The organism is Xanthomonas sp. 4461 (assembly GCF_024806475.1).
GTDB classification, from domain to species: domain Bacteria; phylum Pseudomonadota; class Gammaproteobacteria; order Xanthomonadales; family Xanthomonadaceae; genus Xanthomonas; species Xanthomonas arboricola_F.
The window spans coordinates 136,975-153,076 of the sequence record NZ_JANTYV010000001.1; the positions used below are offsets into that span (position 1 = coordinate 136,975).

9 protein-coding genes are annotated in these 16,102 nt (G+C 67.2%); 3 read left to right on the forward strand and 6 right to left on the reverse strand.

What is annotated here, in order from left to right; all coding sequences use genetic code 11:
* Positions 1-41 precede the first annotated feature (41 nt).
* The 6 genes from FHY19_RS00605 to FHY19_RS00630 form a co-directional block, all read right to left on the reverse strand.
* Positions 42-977: a diguanylate cyclase gene (locus FHY19_RS00605; RefSeq protein WP_259160801.1), complete on the reverse strand. Its 936-nt coding sequence runs from the start codon at positions 975-977 to the stop codon at positions 42-44.
* Positions 974-5,833, reverse strand: a complete 4,860-nt coding sequence (locus tag FHY19_RS00610) for a PAS domain S-box protein (protein ID WP_259160802.1) — start codon at positions 5,831-5,833, stop codon at positions 974-976. The genes FHY19_RS00605 and FHY19_RS00610 overlap by 4 nt, the downstream gene beginning before the upstream one ends.
* A gap of 397 nt (positions 5,834-6,230) precedes the next feature.
* Positions 6,231-6,497, reverse strand: a complete 267-nt coding sequence (locus FHY19_RS00615; RefSeq protein ID WP_259160803.1) for a hypothetical protein — start codon at positions 6,495-6,497, stop codon at positions 6,231-6,233.
* Positions 6,487-8,835, reverse strand: coding sequence for an FdhF/YdeP family oxidoreductase (locus FHY19_RS00620; protein ID WP_259160805.1), 2,349 nt, complete (start codon positions 8,833-8,835; stop codon positions 6,487-6,489). Before FHY19_RS00620 ends, FHY19_RS00615 begins: the two co-directional genes overlap by 11 nt.
* On the reverse strand, positions 8,832-9,677 hold the full coding sequence (gene fdhD, locus FHY19_RS00625) for a formate dehydrogenase accessory sulfurtransferase FdhD (RefSeq protein ID WP_259160808.1): 846 nt from the start codon (positions 9,675-9,677) through the stop codon (positions 8,832-8,834). Before fdhD ends, FHY19_RS00620 begins: the two co-directional genes overlap by 4 nt.
* A 6-nt stretch (positions 9,678-9,683) precedes the next feature.
* A complete protein-coding gene (locus FHY19_RS00630; RefSeq protein ID WP_259160809.1) occupies positions 9,684-11,363 on the reverse strand; it encodes an OFA family MFS transporter in 1,680 nt (559 codons plus the stop codon).
* 370 nt (positions 11,364-11,733) lie between these two features.
* Here FHY19_RS00630 and FHY19_RS00635 point away from each other — a divergent pair, with 370 nt between their 5' ends.
* The 3 genes from FHY19_RS00635 (at position 11,734) to FHY19_RS00645 (ending at position 16,049) form a co-directional block, all read left to right on the forward strand.
* A complete protein-coding gene (locus FHY19_RS00635) occupies positions 11,734-13,086 on the forward strand; it encodes an aspartate aminotransferase family protein (protein WP_259160811.1) in 1,353 nt (450 codons plus the stop codon).
* Between the two features lie 235 nt (positions 13,087-13,321).
* Positions 13,322-14,176: a plasmid replication/partition related protein gene (locus FHY19_RS00640; protein ID WP_259160812.1), complete on the forward strand. Its 855-nt coding sequence runs from the start codon at positions 13,322-13,324 to the stop codon at positions 14,174-14,176.
* 568 nt (positions 14,177-14,744) lie between these two features.
* Positions 14,745-16,049 (forward strand): DUF445 family protein, encoded by a 1,305-nt coding sequence (locus tag FHY19_RS00645; RefSeq protein WP_259160813.1) that lies wholly within the window; start codon positions 14,745-14,747, stop codon positions 16,047-16,049.
* The last annotated feature ends 53 nt before the right edge of the window (positions 16,050-16,102 follow it).

Genomic DNA, 16,102 nt, shown 5'->3' on the forward strand with positions numbered 1-16,102 from the left:
ACCCGGATGGTTTCTGCCGACAACGATCCGCGCAGCAGACCTCATGCCACGCAGGCGCGCGCCCGGCCCTCCTGCTTGGCCTGGTAGAGCTGGATATCGGCGTGTGCCAGCACCGTGGCAGGCAACAGTGCCGGTGTCGGCAGCACGGATGCGCCGCCGATACTCACGCTGAGCCAGGGACCAACCGACGAGTCGGCATGTGGCATCCGCAACTGTGCGATGGCCTGCAGCATCAGCCGCGCCACTTCGCGCACGCCGTCGGAATTGCTGTCGGGCAATAGGGCCACGAACTCCTCCCCGCCATACCGCGCCAGCAGGTCCAGCGGACGGGCCAGGCAGCCAGCCAACTGCTGGGCGACCTCGCGCAGGCAGGCATCGCCGCTCAGGTGGCCGTAATGGTCGTTGTAGCGTTTGAAATGATCGACATCGATCATCAATACCCCGCACGGTCGGTTCTCGCGCTGGCAGTTCTTCCAGGCGAGCTGCAACGCCTCGTCGAAGCGGCGTCGGTTGGCAACGCCGGTCAACCCATCCAGCGAGGCCATGGCGCGCAACAGATCGCTCTGCAACTTCATCACCAGTTGGTTCTGCACCCGTGCACGCACCACCACCGGTTGCATCGGCTTGCTGATGAAATCGGCCGCACCGGCCTGCAAGGCGGTCACTTCCTCCTCCGGGGTGTCCTGGCCGGTGACGAAGATCACCGGGATGTCGGCCGTGGCTGGATCGGCCTTCAGATGGCGACAGACCTGCAGGCCGTCCAGCTCGGGCATCACCACGTCCAGCACCACCAGGTCCGGCGGCTGCTCCCGGCACAGTTGCAGCGCCCGCTGCCCGTCCAGGGCCATGCTCACGTCGCAGTCTTCGCGCAACAGCTCGTTGAGCGCATGGATGTTGATCGGCTGGTCGTCCACGACCAGCACGCGAGGACGCCGGCCGTCGGGCGCGAGGCGGCGGTAGGTATCGAACAAACTCATAGGTGCTCCATCAAATCGTCCAGCGTGCGCAGCGCGGCGTCGAATTGAAGCTGCTGCACCTGTTGGCGGAACTGCAGGTAGCGCGCAGCCTGCGCGCCGGCGATGGCAACCGGCGCCTGCGCCAGCAGGTCCAGCGCGTGAAGGTTGGAGGCACGCAGCATGGGCGCCAGCACGTCCAGAAGGTGCAGCACCGTGTGCGCCGAGCCATCGGCCGGCGCCATGGCGGCGCTGTCGAGTTGGGAGTGGCTGTGAGCCAGTGCATCGCGCAAGGCACGCAGCTCGCCATCGGCCAGTCCCGCCAGCGCGTCCAGCGTCGCCGCCGCCGGCAGGCGGCCGCCACGCGCGTCCTGCTCCAGCGCCGATGCAGCGAGCGCCAGACGATCGGCCCCAAGTGTCGCTGACGTCCCCTTGAGCACATGCGCGGCATCGGCACACGCGGCGGCGTCGTTGTCGGCGAGCGCGGTCTGCAGGCACTCCAGCATTGCGTGACGGTCGGTGTCGAAGGTGTCGAGCATGCGCGCCAACAGCGCGCGATTCTGGCCAAAGCGCGCCAGCACCGCATCCAGCGCGATCGTGTGCGGTGGCGATGCATCTGCCTCGACATCGCCGGGTACCACTGCGGCGTTGCGACCGCTCAGCCGCAGCAGTGCATCGACCATGCGCTCCAGGTCGATCGGCTTGCCGATGTGCGCATCCATGCCGGCCTCCAGACAGGCACTGACATCGCTGCTGGCGGCATTGGCGGTCATGGCCAGGATCGGCAGTCCGGCAAAGCGCGCATCGGCGCGGATGCGCCGGGTGGCCTCCAGTCCATCCACATGCGGCATCTGCATGTCCATCACCACCACATCGACCCCCGGGCCCTCGCGCAGGCGCTGCAAGCCTTTTTCGCCGTCCTCGGCCAGCGCCACCCAGGCGCCTTCGCCGCGCAGCAGCTCGTCGGCGACCTGACGGTTGAGCGCATTGTCTTCCACCACCAGCACGCGTAGCCCCTGCAGACGCTGCGGGAGCGCAGGCACCGGCACCGGCACCGGCGGCGGGTCGGTGCGCAACGCCTGTTCGATCGCGTCGATCACCTGCCGGGGCGTGACCGGTTTGACCAGATGATCGACGAAGGGGACCTCGCCGTGCCGTTGGGCCTCGGCCAGCAGTTCGCGCTGGTAGGCGGTGAGCATCAGGATCGCCGGCGACACATGACGGCCGCAGCGCTCGCGGATGCAGGTCGCCGCCGCGATCCCGTCCATGCCGGGCAGGCGCCAGTCCATCAGCACCACATCGAAGGGCCGGCCGCTGCCAGCCGCCTCGACCGCGCGCGTCACTGCAGCCTCGCCGGACGCCACCGCCGCCACCGTCCACCCCTGCGCGACCAGACCCTCGGCCAGTACCTCCCGCACCAGGGCACTGTCGTCGACCAGTAACAGGTGCCGGGCTGCATCGCTCCTGCGGACAGGCAACTGCAACGCCGGCGCCTCACACTCCAGCTGCAGGTCGAACCAGAAGCGGCTGCCCTGCCCGGGCGTGCTGTCCACCTGCAGGTTGCCGCCCATCAGGCCGATCAGGCGGCGACTGATCACCAAGCCAAGCCCGGTGCCGCCGAACCGACGGCTGATCGACGTTTCGGCCTGGGTGAAGCTATGGAAAATCCGCTGCTGCTGCTCGGCGCTGATGCCGATCCCGGTGTCTTCCACCGCCACGCGCAGCGTGACCGCCTGCGCGTGGATGGCCAGCAATTCCACCCGCAACAGCACATGGCCGTACTGGGTGAATTTGAGCGCGTTGCCGGCCAGGTTGATGAGTACCTGCTGCAAGCGCAGGCTATCGCCGACCAGGCGGTCGGGAATGCCCTGGTCCAGGTGATAGGCGATTTCGACCTCGGGACGGTGATGGTTGCCCGACAGCACCACCGACAGATCGCGCAGCAACTCCTCCAGCTGGAAGCCATGCGGATCCAGCTGCAGCTTGCCGGCCTCGATCTTGGAGTAATCCAGGATGTCGTTGAGCAGGCCGAGCAGAGACGTGGCGGCCTTCTGCGCCTTGCCGGCGTAATCGCCCTGGCGCGCATCCAGCCCGGTGCGTTGCAGCAGTTGCAGCATGCCCAGCACCGCGTTCATCGGGGTGCGGATCTCATGGCTCATGTTGGCCAGGAACGATGATTTGGCTTCGCTGGCCTCGTCGGCGCGCGCCTTGGCCAGGCGCAACTCCTGTTCGGCCTCCAACTGCGAGGTGATGTCGCGGTTGATGCCGATGACCCGCGTGATACGGCCCTCCGCATCGCGTTCGGTATGCGCTCCGGCCTGGATATGCCGCAGCCGGCCGTCGCTGCGCAACACACGGAATACCGGATCGTAGACGCCGCGCCCTTCCATCGCGGCCTGCAGGCTCTGCTCGGTACGGTCGATATCGTCCGGGTGCACCTTGCAGCGCCAATCGGAGTAGTACAGGCCGCGCTCGGACAGGCCGGGCGGCCACTCGTACATCTCGTACATGCGCGCATTGCACTCCAGCGCGTTGGTGCCCGGGATCCAGCTCCAGATCCCCAGTTCCGCGGCATCGGCCGCCATCGCAAGCTGGTCGCGCGCGCGGGTGAGCGCCTGCCGCTGACGGTGCCGCTCGGTGATATCGGCGATCACGCCGACCACCAGACGCTGGCCATCCACCCACATCGTGCCCAGGCTGATTTCCACCGGGAACTCGCTGCCGTCCTTGCGCCTGGCCAGCGCCTCGCGGCCATTGTCGATGCCGGTCGGCTGTCCCGCACCGGACTGGCGATAACGCTCCAGGATGGCGTCGTGACGGCCGGCGTAGGCGTCGGGCATCAGCATGCGCACGTTCTGGCCGATGACGTCGCTGGCCGCATAGCCGAACACCCGCTCGCCGGCATTGTTGAACGAACGCACGCCGCCGTAGGTATCGATGGTGATGATGGGGTTGACTGCGGTGTCCAGGATCGCCTGGGTCATCGCGTTGCTGCGCGCGAGCGAGCGTTCGGCCGCCTTGCGTTCGCTGATGTCCAGCGCGATGCCAAGATACCCGGCGATGGCGTTGTCCTCGGAACGGATGGCGGTGACCACCAGACTGACCTGGCGGGTGCTGCCGTCGCGGCGCACATAGGTCCACTCGTAGGTATCGGCGCCGTCGCGCTCGGCTTTCTCCACGAATACGCGGAAACCTTCCACCGGCTTGCCCAGCTCCTGGACCAGAACGCGCGCGCGCGCGTCCACCTCCTCGGGCAGATGGAATAGCGAGGCGCTCACGCGGCCGACGACCTCCTCGCCCTGGTAGCCGAGCATGCGCTCGGCTCCGGTATTGAACAGCGTGACCAGGCCATTGGGATCGGTAGCGATGATCGATACCTCCGAGGCCGCACTCAGCACGCCCTCCAGCATCAGCGTGCTGCGCTGCAACTCTGCGGTGCGTGCGGTCACCTGGTTTTCCAGGCTCGCGTTGAGCGCCAGGATCTGGGAACGCGCAGCTTTCTGCTCGGAGATGTCGCGCACGGTCTTGGAGGCCCCGATGAGGCGGCCATCGGCGCCACGGATCGGCGAGACACTGACCAGCACGTCCAGCAGGCGGCCGTCGGCGTGCCGACGCACCGTTTCGAAATGCGGAATCTCCTCGCCACGGGAAATCCGCTGCAGCACCGCAAGCTCTTCATGGTGAAGATGTTCCGGTACGATCAGGTCGAGCAGGCGATGGCCGATGGCCTGCTCGGCGCTATAGCCGAACAACTGTTCGGCGGCGCGGTTCCAGCTATGCACCACGCCTTCGGGCGTCTTGCCGATAATGCCGTCGGCCGAACTCTGCACCACCGCCAGCAGATTGGCTTGGCCGCGCGCAGCCTGACGGCGGCGCTCCAGGCCGCTGCACAGTGCGCCGGCCAGGGCGGACGCCAGCACGCTCATCAGCAGACCGATGCTCAGCACGCCGCTTACCGGCAAGACCTCCGCCGCCGCTGCGAAGGCTGGGCTGGCCTGCATGTCCAGGCGCCAGCGGCGCCCCATGACCTCGCGTTGCACCCAGGTGCTGGCCACCACGGCCGGCGCGGCGGCGGTGCGATTGCTGTAGAACGGCACCGCCGCCCCGCTGGCATCCACATCGCTCAGGCGCAGGTGCAACCGTTGCGGGTCCAACCGCAGCGCCTGCATCACCTCGGGCATCAGCAGCGGTGTGTAGGTCCAGCCCACCAACCCGTCGCGGCGCTGCGCCGGCGTGGGCGGAGTCGCTCCGCTGCGATAGACCGGCAACAGCATCAGGAACGATTGCGATGGGTGGCCGCCGGCCTGTACCAGGGTGATCGGCCCGGTCAGCTGTGGCGCACCGCTCAGCGCTGCGGCCAAGGCGGCGTGGCGCCGGTTGGACTCGGAGGCGATGTCCAAGCCGACCGCAGCAGCGTTGCTCCGCATCGGCTCGATGTACTGGATGACGAAGCGGTCGCCGTGGTGCGCAGTTAGCGTGCGAATCTGGAAATCCGGCTGCCCGGCTGCGCGGGCGGCGGCCACAAAGCGCGCCTGCTCTGCCTCGGGCACGCGGCGGATGACGCCGAAACCGCGTGCACCGCGAAATTCGCGCGCCAGATCGCGGCTCTGGCTGTAGCGCTGCACCTGCGCGCCGTGCAGGCCCTCCTCGGCGGTGAGCACCACCCCACGCATGCCGCGCAGGCCGTACTCATAATGATTGAGCAACTCCTGGATCTGATCGAATGTCGCCTGCGCCGACGCCGCCAGCTGTGCCTGCGCACGGTGCGCGTTGACCTGGCGCAGCTCCAGCGCGGTGCCGGCAGTGAGCGTTGCGCCCAGCGCGAGCACCGCCGCCGCCCAACGCAGCGGCCTGCGGTTGGCAGCCAGCAAACGCATCATCCGTTCCGTCCTCCCTAGATGGATCCGCCATGAGCACCGCAGCAACATCGCAGCGGCGCGCGTGGCGCACGCCTATGCGGCGTATTCCCCAGATCGGCGCGCCGGCTGCGAACTTGATCGCAACAGCAGAAATAATTCGCGGAAATAGCCGCCAAGCGGACGCGACCGCGATACCGCTCGGAGCTGGGCGGCGTGCCCGTGCGGCCGCTCAGCGGCATCGGGATGGGAGCATCGGCGTGCACGCGCGACAGACCGAACCGCCCCGAGCAGGGCAGCGCATGTCGCAAGGTGCTGCGGCATCGCCAGGGCCTGTCCACGTGGCGCGGGCACGATCAGCCCATGCGCACGGCTGTGTCGCAGGCGCCGCCGACCAGCGCTATCGCCGGCCCGACCGGACTCACTCCTGTTCGCGCGCCCGGGACGTCGTGGCGCCGCGTCCGGCCTCGGTCAGCACCGCGAATTGGCGCTCGCCGCGATCTTCCACCTGGATCCAACCCGGGCCAGGCTGGCCATCCAGGCTGGCGTTGCCCAGCCACGCCAGAGTGCGCAACAGCACGCTCATACGTACGCCTAGCTTTTTGCACAGCCGCGCCAGCGACACGCCGTCGGGCGTGTCAGCCAGCGCGGTGAGCAACTGTGCCGTGAGCTGTGGATCAGCGGACAAGCACCGCTCCGATATCGCGCGGCGCCGCATCGGCAGTCTCGGCGCGATGCGGCAGCACGATCACCGGAATCGACTTGGAGGTGGGCGTGCGCGCTTCGTCGGCGAAGCTGGACAGCGGCACCAACGCGTTGGTTTCCGGGTAGTACGCCGCCAGGCAGCCACGCGGAATGTTGTAGTCCACCAGCAGGAAGCGGCGCGCCTCGCGGCGCACACCGTCCTCGCATAGGCTTTCCAGGTCCACCCAGTCGCCGGCCTTCATGTTCAACGCGGCAATATCGGCGCCGTTGATGAACAGTACGCGGCGCTCGCCGAAGACGCCGCGGTAGCGATCGTCCAGCCCGTAGATGGTGGTGTTGTACTGATCGTGCGAGCGCGTGGTGGCCAGCGTGAACACCATCTGATCGCCACGCGAACGCCGCGCACGATGGATCGGGTTGTCGATGGGCACTGCGTGCGATTTGAACACCGCACGCTGTTCGGGCGTGATCCAGTTGCGGTCGCGCGCGGTGTTGGACAGGCGAAAGCCGCCCGGCGTGCGCACGCGCTGGTTGAAGTCGGCAAAGTCCGGGAACACCTGAGCGATCAGGTCGCGGATGCGATCGTAGTCGCCCACCAGCCAGCGCCAGCGGATGGCGCTACGTGCACCCAACGTGGCTTCGGCCATGCGCGCCACGATCGCCGGCTCGGACAGCAGGTCCGGCGAAGCTGGCGGATTGATGCCGGCCGACAGGTGCACCATGCTCATCGAGTCTTCCACCGTCACGCCCTGCGAGCCGGCGTCCTGGATATCGATTTCGGTACGCCCCAGGCACGGCAGGATCAGCGCATCGCGTCCATGTACCAGGTGGCTGCGATTGAGCTTGGTGGTGACGTGGACGGTGAGCTCGCAGTTACGCAGCGCACGATGCGTGGCGTCGGTATCCGGCGTGGCGGCGGCAAAGTTGCCGCCCATCGCGAAGAACACCTTGCCGCGCCCGTCCAGCATCGCTTCGATCGCGCCGACGGTGTCGAAGCCGTCTTCGCGCGGCGGCGCAAAGCCGAATACCGACTGCAGCTTGTCCAGGAACGCGGCCGGCGGTTTTTCGTAAATCATCATCGTGCGGTCGCCCTGCACGTTGCTGTGCCCGCGCACCGGGCACACGCCCGCGCCGGGACGGCCCAGGTGGCCGCGCAGCAGCAGCAGGTTGGTGATCATGTGGATGGTGGCCACCGAGTGCTTGTGCTGGGTGATGCCCATGCCCCAGCAGGCGATCACGCGCTCGGCCTTCAGATAGATCTCGCCGGCCTTGCGCAGCGCCGCCTCGTCCAGACCGGACTCTTCGACGATGGTGCTCCAGCTTTCCGCATGCACATCGGCAGCGAATGCCTCGAAATTGGCAGTGTGCTCGGCGATGAAATCCAGATCCAGCAGACGCGGCGTGCCGTCGCGCTGGGCCTGCGCATCGCGCTCCAGCACATGCTTGATGATGCCCTTCAATGCCGCCAGGTCGCCGCCGATCTTGAGCTGGAAATAATCCGAGGCGATGCGGGTGGAGCCGTTGTGCAGCATCTCCAGCTTGTCCTGCGGGTCGGCGAACTTCTCCAGCCCGCGCTCGCGCAGCGGATTGAACGCCGCAATCGCCGCGCCGCGCTTGGAGGCCTGGCGCAACTCGCCGAGCATGCGCGGGTGATTGGTGCCGGGATTCTGGCCGAAGATGAAGATGGCATCGGCCAGTTCGAAATCGTGCAGCGACACCGTGCCCTTGCCCACGCCGATCTGCGAACGCAGCGCGGTGCCGGACGGTTCGTGGCACATGTTGGAGCAGTCCGGGAAGTTGTTGGTGCCGAATTCGCGCACGAACAATTGATACAAAAACGCCGCTTCGTTGCTGGTACGCCCGGAGGTGTAGAAGATCGCCTCGTCCGGCGTCGCCAGGCCGTTGAGATGGCCGGCGATCTGCGCAAACGCGTCGTCCCAGCTCACCGGCACGTAGTGGTCGGTGGCGGCGTCGTAGCGCATCGGCTGGGTCAGCCGGCCCTGCCCTTCCAGCCAGTAGTCGCTGTACTGCGACAACAGGCTGACGCTGTGCGAGGCGAACAGTTCCGGCCCGGCGCGGCGCGCGGTGGATTCAGCGGCCACGGCCTTGGCGCCGTTTTCGCAGAATTCGAAGGTGGAGGTATGGTCGCGATCCGGCCAGGCGCAGCCCGGGCAATCGAAGCCGTCCGGCTGGTTGGCGTGCAGCAGCGTCTTGGCGCCCTGCACCGCGATGTCCTGTTCCATCAGGTGCTTGGCCACCGAGCGCAATGCGCCCCAGCCGCCCGCGGGATTGTCGTACTGCTTGATGGTTTTCTTGCTCATGCGGGCTCTCCCACGGCAACGCCCAGATCCAGGCGTTGTGGATGGCTGTAAACGACACAATCGTGATTGCGGGCAAACCCGATCAGGGTCAGTCCCGCGCTGTCGGCCAGGCTGATCGCCAGCGCGGTCGGCGCGGAAATCGCTGCCAGCAGCGGAATCCGGGCCTGCGCGGCTTTCATGGCCATTTCGTAACTGGCGCGGCTGGTGACCACCGCAAACCCTTGCGATGCATCGATGCGCGCGCGCGCCAATGCACCGATCAATTTGTCCAGGGCGTTGTGGCGCCCGACGTCTTCGCGCACGAGCTGCACCACCCCGTGCGCATCGGCCCAGCCGGCCGCATGCACCGCGCCAGTCTGCGCGGCAATCGGCTGCTGCGCATGCAACGCGTCCAGCGCACGCGCCAATGCATCGGCATCGATCTGCAGCGTCGACTGCAGCCGCGGCGGCACGCGCAGCACCGCCTCGATCGATTCGTTGCCGCACACGCCGCAACCGCTGCGTCCATCCAGGTTGCGCCGCCGCTGATCCAACGCGGCCGCGCGCTCGGGCGGGATTTCGATCTGCAACGAAGCGCCTTCCAGAAAGGTTTCCACCGCGACCACGCGCAGGTCCTGCGCATGGTCAACGATGCCCTCGCTCAATGAGAAGCCGAGCGCGAAATCCTCCAGGTCCTCCGGCGTGGCCATCATCACCGCGAACGGCACCTGGTTATAGATCAGGGCAACCGGCATTTCGGCCGCCACCATGTCCTGCACCGTGGCACCGCGACCGCCACGGTGGCGGACCACCGTGCGCACCACACTACCGGGGCGCACTGCGCGGGAAGACGGACTGGTCATCTCACCTCAATGGAACAGCACGAAGGCTTTCTGCAGCGTCACCCAGATACCGAACGCCATCGGGATGCCGACCGCCAGCCAAGCGAACGCGACCAGCGCGGGATTGCCGCCATGCCCGATGCGCGCCATCTGTTCCGGCGGCAGCACCGCATGCCCGCTGCGGTCGACCTTCTCGTGCGCCAGCTGCTTTTCGCGTGCCAGTTCTTCCGGCGTCATGAAATGACGCGCGGCCACCGGGCGCACCAACAGATTGCAGATCAGGCCGAGCACGAGCATGCCGGCGAGGATGTACATGGTGGTGTTGTAGACCTGTGACGGCGGGCTGCCGTGCGCCAGCTGGTACTCGCGCATGTACCCCACCACCACCGGGCCCAGGATGCCGGCGGTGGCCCAGGCGGTCAGCAGACGGCCATGGATGGCGCCCACCATCTGGGTGCCGAACAGGTCGGCCAGATACGCCGGAATGGTGGCGAAGCCGCCGCCATACATCGACAGGATGATGCAGAAGATGCCCACGAACAGCGCAATGCCGCCCACGCCACCGGCCGACGGCGCCGCCGCATACAGGCAGATGCCCAGCACGAAGAACAGCGTATAGGTGTTCTTGCGGCCGAGCTTGTCGGACATGCTGGCCCAGAAGAAACGGCCGCCGATGTTGAACAAGCTGAGCAGACCGGTGAAGCCGGCCGCGATCGCCGCGATGCTGGCCAGCTGGGTCGGATCCAGGCTGCCGAAGCCGATATCCACGCCGATCAGGCGGCCGCCGAACACTTCCTGCAGCATCGGCGAGGACATGCCGATCACGCCGATACCGGCCGAGACGTTCAGGCACAACACGCCCCACAACAGCCAGAACTGCGGGATGCCCCAGACCTTTTTCACGTGCACGTGATTGGCGGTGATCATGGCGTTGTTGCTGGCTACCGGCGCGGTCCAGCCGGCGGGCGTCCAGCCGCTCGGCGGCACGCGGTAACCGAAGGCGCCGGCCATCATGAACACGAAATACAGCGCAGCCATCACCAGGAAGGTTTCCATCACGCCCACCGAGGTGGGGGTGGCGAAGTGGCGCATCAGCGCATCGGCCAGCGGGCTGCCGATCATCGCGCCGCCACCGAAGCCCATGATGGCCATGCCGGTCGCCATGCCGCGGCGGTCGGGGAACCATTTGATCAGGGTGGACACCGGCGAGATGTAGCCCAGACCCAGACCGATGCCGCCGATCACGCCCGAGCCCAGCCACAGCATCCAGATCTGATGGAAGTGGATGCCGGCTGCTGAGATCACCAGCCCGCCGCACCAGCACAGCGCCGAAACCACGCCGGCCTTGCGCGGACCGGCGCGTTCCAGCCAGCCGCCCCAGATCGCCGCCGAACAGCCCAGCAGCACGAAGAACAGCGTGTACATCCACTGCAGCTCGCTGATCTTCCAGTCGCAGGTGGTCGCCACCATGCGCGCGAACAGGCCCATGTCGGCCGGACACGCGATCGACTCGGTGATGCCCAGCGCCTTGGACAACGGCAGCCAGAACACACTGAAGCCATAGGCCATGCCGATGCACAGGTGGATCGCCAATGCAGCCGGCGGCACCAGCCAACGATTGAACCCCGGACGCGCAACGATGCGCTCCTTGGACAGCAGACCGGCGTCAGCGCCGCTGGCTGTCGCCACGGTGGACCCTTGCGTCATTCCCATTTCCCCCAAATAAAAGTGCGATGAACTGCGATGAATACGATTGACGGCTGCGATGGAGTGGCGTGCTGCGATCAGGCCGGCGACAACAATCAGCCCCGACAGGCGCCGGTCTGGCGCATCATCGGCGATCCTCGCGTCATTGCAATGCTCGGCATCGCCTCGCAGCGTTCCATCGCGCTGCCACAGCCGCGCCACGCAAGCCTTCCTTGACGTTAGCGGCAGGCCTTGCGACTAATTGACTAGTTCTTATGGACTAGATCGCGCGCCCCGCCCGGCCCGGCTGGTGCGGTGCCGCGGTCGGCCAGGGTGACCGCCACCGCACAGGCTGCCGTAGAGTCGTGGCATCCCCGTCACGGAGACCGCGATGCACGACCACCCTTCGCACGATACCGCCGGCGCGCTGGCGGCGACGTCGCAGCTGGATGCATTCTGGATGCCGTTCACCGCCAACCGCCAGTTCAAGGCGCGTCCTCGCCTGCTCGCCTCCGCCGCGGGTATGCATTACCGCGATGTCGACGGCCGGCAGATCCTGGATGGCACCGCCGGCCTGTGGTGCTGCAATGCCGGACATGCGCGCGAGCGCATCGTGGCGGCGATTCGCGCACAGGCCGGCACGCTGGATTTCGCCCCGACCTTCCAGATGGGCTCCCCGCTACCGTTCGAACTGGCGCAACGCCTGGCCGCCATCGCACCGCCCGGCCTGGGCCATGTGTTCTTCACCAACTCCGGCTCGGAGGCGGTGGATAGCGCGATGAAGATCGTGCTGGCCTACCACCGCCTGCGCGGCGAAGGCCAGCGCACCCGTTTCATCGGCCGCGAGAAGGCGTACCACGGGGTCGGCTTCGGCGGCATGTCGATCGGCGGGCTGCCCAACAACCGTAAGTGGTTCGGCCCGCTGCTGGCCGGCACCGACCATCTGCGCCACACCCTGGACCTGCAGCGCAACGCCTACTGTCGGGGGCTGCCGGCGCACGGCGCTGAACTGGCCGACGACCTGGAGCGGCTGATCACCCTGCACGACGCCTCCACCATCGCCGCGGTGTTCGTCGAACCGGTGTCCGGCTCGGCCGGGGTGATCCTGCCGCCGGACGGCTACCTGCAACGGCTGCGCGCCATCTGCGACCGCCACGGCATCATCCTGGTGTTCGACGAGGTGATCACCGGCTTCGGCCGCGTGGGCGAGGCGTTTGCCGCGCAGCGCTTCGGCGTCACGCCCGACATCATCACCGCCGCCAAAGGGCTGACCAGCGGCACGGTGCCGATGGGCGCGGTGCTGGTGGCCGATGCGATCCATGACGCCTTCATGCACGGGCCGCAAAACGCCATCGAGTTGTTTCATGGCTATACCTACTCCGGCCATCCGCTGGCCTGCGCGGCCGCGATTGCGACCCTGGACACCTATGCCGAGGAAGGGTTGTTTTCGCGTGCGATCACGCTGGGCCCGCAGTGGGAAGACGCGCTGCACAGCTTGCGCGGGCTGCCGCACGTGATCGATATCCGCAATATCGGCCTGATCGGTGCGATCGAGCTGGCGCCACGCGACGGCGCGCCCGGGGCACGCGGCTATGAGGTCTTCGAGCGCTGCTTCCACGACGGCGGCCTGCTGGTGCGCGTCACCGGCGATGTGATCGCACTGTCGCCACCGTTGATCGTCACCGCCGAGCAGATCGGGCAGATGGTCGAGACCCTGGCCGGCATCCTGCGCCAGGTGGACTAGTGCGGCGGCCGGCAGGAGTGCGCTGCAGCCGGTGACAGGCGGTCACTGATCGAGGCCGCATGGCCGCGTCGCACTGCTCACGGCACACGCGCCGATTTGCTGGCCAGCCCCACCGCGGCGCGTCGAGGCCGCGCCCGACGTCGCTCGCGTGTCACGGCGCGGGTACCACGTCAAGCGCGCAAAGCCGGAGCAGGCTCTCTACAATGCCGGCCCCGCACTCCCCCGCAGTTGCCCCATGAACCTCGTTGTCAAAGAAGAACTCAAGGCCTACATCGACCCGCTGACCCCCGACGAGCACGAGGCGCTGGAGCGCAGCCTGCTGGCCGAAGGCTGTCGCGATGCCTTGGTGTTGTGGGGCGATGTACTGGTGGACGGCCACAACCGCTACGGCATCTGTCAAAAGCACGGGCTGCCGTTCCAGACCGTGCAGAACCCGCGCTTTACCTCGATGCAGGACGTGCACCTGTGGATGATCGAACAGCATCTTGGCCGGCGCAGCGTGTCGGACTTCCAGCGCGGCGTACTGGCGCTGCGCAAGCGCGAGATCCTGGCCGCACGCCAGCGCAGCCAGCGCGACGCCGATGCCGCCGCCGAAGCGCCGGTGGTGGACGCCGAACAAGCCGACACCGGCCTGGACGACAGCGCGGCCCGTGTGGCCGACGACACCGACAGCCCACCGTGGGAGGAAACCTCCACCCCGGTGAGCCGCGCCGAGCTGGCACGCGAAGCGCGCCTGAGCAGCAACCAGGTGGTGATGATCGAGCGCATCCACAAACAGGCCGCACCGGAAGTGGTGCAGGCAGTGAAGGCCGGCGAGATCTCGATCAGCGCCGCGGCCGCCGTGGCCACCTTGTCGGAAGACGAACAGCGCGCTGCCGCGCAGGCCGGCAAGGCCGAACTCAAGCAGGCCGCCAAGCGCGTGCGCGATGCCAAGCGCAAGCCCAAGCCGGACGAGGCCGAAGGCGGCGAAGCCGAGCGCCGCGACGTCAAGGCCTTGCAGCGCCGCGTCACCGAACTGGAAAACGAAAACGCCGCGTTGCAGGCCAAGGTAACGGCATTGCAGGCGCAGCTGGAGCGCCTGCGCGGCTGAGCGCGCGCCCACCGGCCAACCGCATCCCGTAGGATGCGCACCAGGGCGCGACGGGCAGTCCCGATAAAGCCCCTCGCGCCCAGGTGCGCTCCTACAACGGCAAGAGTCTCGTGGTCGCTCCGTTGCAAGCGCAGCGGTTACATCTGTGCGGCTGAGCGCCCCCGCCCGCCAACCGCATCCCGTAGGAGCGCACCTGGGCGCGACGGGCAGTCCCGATAAAGCCCCTCGCGCCCGGGTGCGCTCCTACAACGGCAAGAGTCTCGTGGTCGTCCCGTTGCAAGCGCAGCGATTACATCTGTGCGGCTGAGCGCACCCGCCCGCCAACCGCATCCCGTAGGAGCGCACCTGGGCGCGAGGGGCAGTCCCGATAAAGCCCCTCGCGCCCGGGTGCGCTCCTACAAAGGCGACAGACACGTGCTCGCCCCGTTGCGAGCGCAGCTGGAGCACAGGCACAGGCACAGGCACAGGCACAGGCACAGGCACAGGATGATCGGCCACCACCAACCGTGTACGACGGCGCCATCTGCCGTGGACATGCCCTGGTCAAACGACTGGGTACACTTCGCGGATGGAACCCAGTCTCGGCACTCCCCGCCCCATCGATCCCCGTCGCGCCCAGCTGCAGCGCATGAAGCTGCTGGCGGTGGCCTTGCTGCTGGCGATGTTCGCCGGCTTCGTCGTCAGTCACCTGATGGGCGAGCAAGGCATCTGGGCGTGGGTGTCGGCCTTCTGCGAAGCGGCCACGGTCGGCGCATTGGCCGACTGGTTTGCGGTGGTGGCGCTGTTTCGCCGCCCGATGGGGCTGCCGATCCCGCACACCGCCATCCTGCCGCGCGGCAAGGAACGATTGGCCGACGGGTTGGCGGTATTCGTGCGCGACCAGTTCCTCGCCCCGGCTGCGTTGATGGAAAAACTGCGCGTGTTCGACCCCGCCACCCGCCTCGGCGAATGGCTGGCCAAGCCCGAGCAGGCGCGCATGCTCGCGCAGATGGCGCGCGGCTGGATGTTGCAGGCGCTGGAGCTGCTGGACGAAGCCGCGGTACGCCGCGCCATCCAGCGCTTCGTGGTCGATCGCCTGCGCAAATGGAATGCCGCCGCCACTGTCGGCGATGTGCTGGCCTTGCTGACCACCGACGGGCGCCATCAGAAGTTGCTGGACGAAGTGCTGCTGCGGCTGGGCGAATGGCTGGACCAGGAGCAGGTCAAGACGCGCGCGTCTGCATTGATCGTGCGGTATGCGCGCCGCGAGTGGCCCAAGCTGGTCGGCACGGTGAACTGGGTCAAGCCGATCGAGGAGATCGGCGACAGCCTGGCCGACCGCATGGCGCGTGCGGCCATCGAAGAACTGCAGGACATCCTCAAAACGCCCGAGCATCCAATCAGGCTCGACTACGAAGCGTGGTTGCAAGGCTACATCGCGCGCCTGCGCGACGAGCCGGACATGGCTGCGCGCGTCGAAGAACTCAAGCAACGTGCGATCGAACATCCTGCGCTGCAGGAATACGTGCAGGGCCTGTGGGGCGAGATCCGCGATGCGCTGCGCAACGATCTGGCACGTGAGGACTCGTCCATGGCCGCGCACATGGAGCGCTCCATGCAATCGCTCGGCCAGGCCTTGGCGCAGGATCCGTCGCTGCGTGACGCACTCAACCAGCATATGCTGCAGGCAGCCGACAAACTCACCACGCGCCTGCGTGCATCGGTGACCGACCATATTGCATCGACAGTGAAAAGTTGGGACGAACGTCACCTCGTCGAACAATTGGAATTGGGTGTGGGACGCGATCTGCAATACATTCGCTTCAACGGGACCTTGGTCGGTGGATTGATCGGCCTTGCCCTTCACGCATTATCGATCTGGCTATCGTTCTGATGCATTGAAATGACGTTGATCGCCCAACAGGCCGGCATGCAGCGACTGGGGAC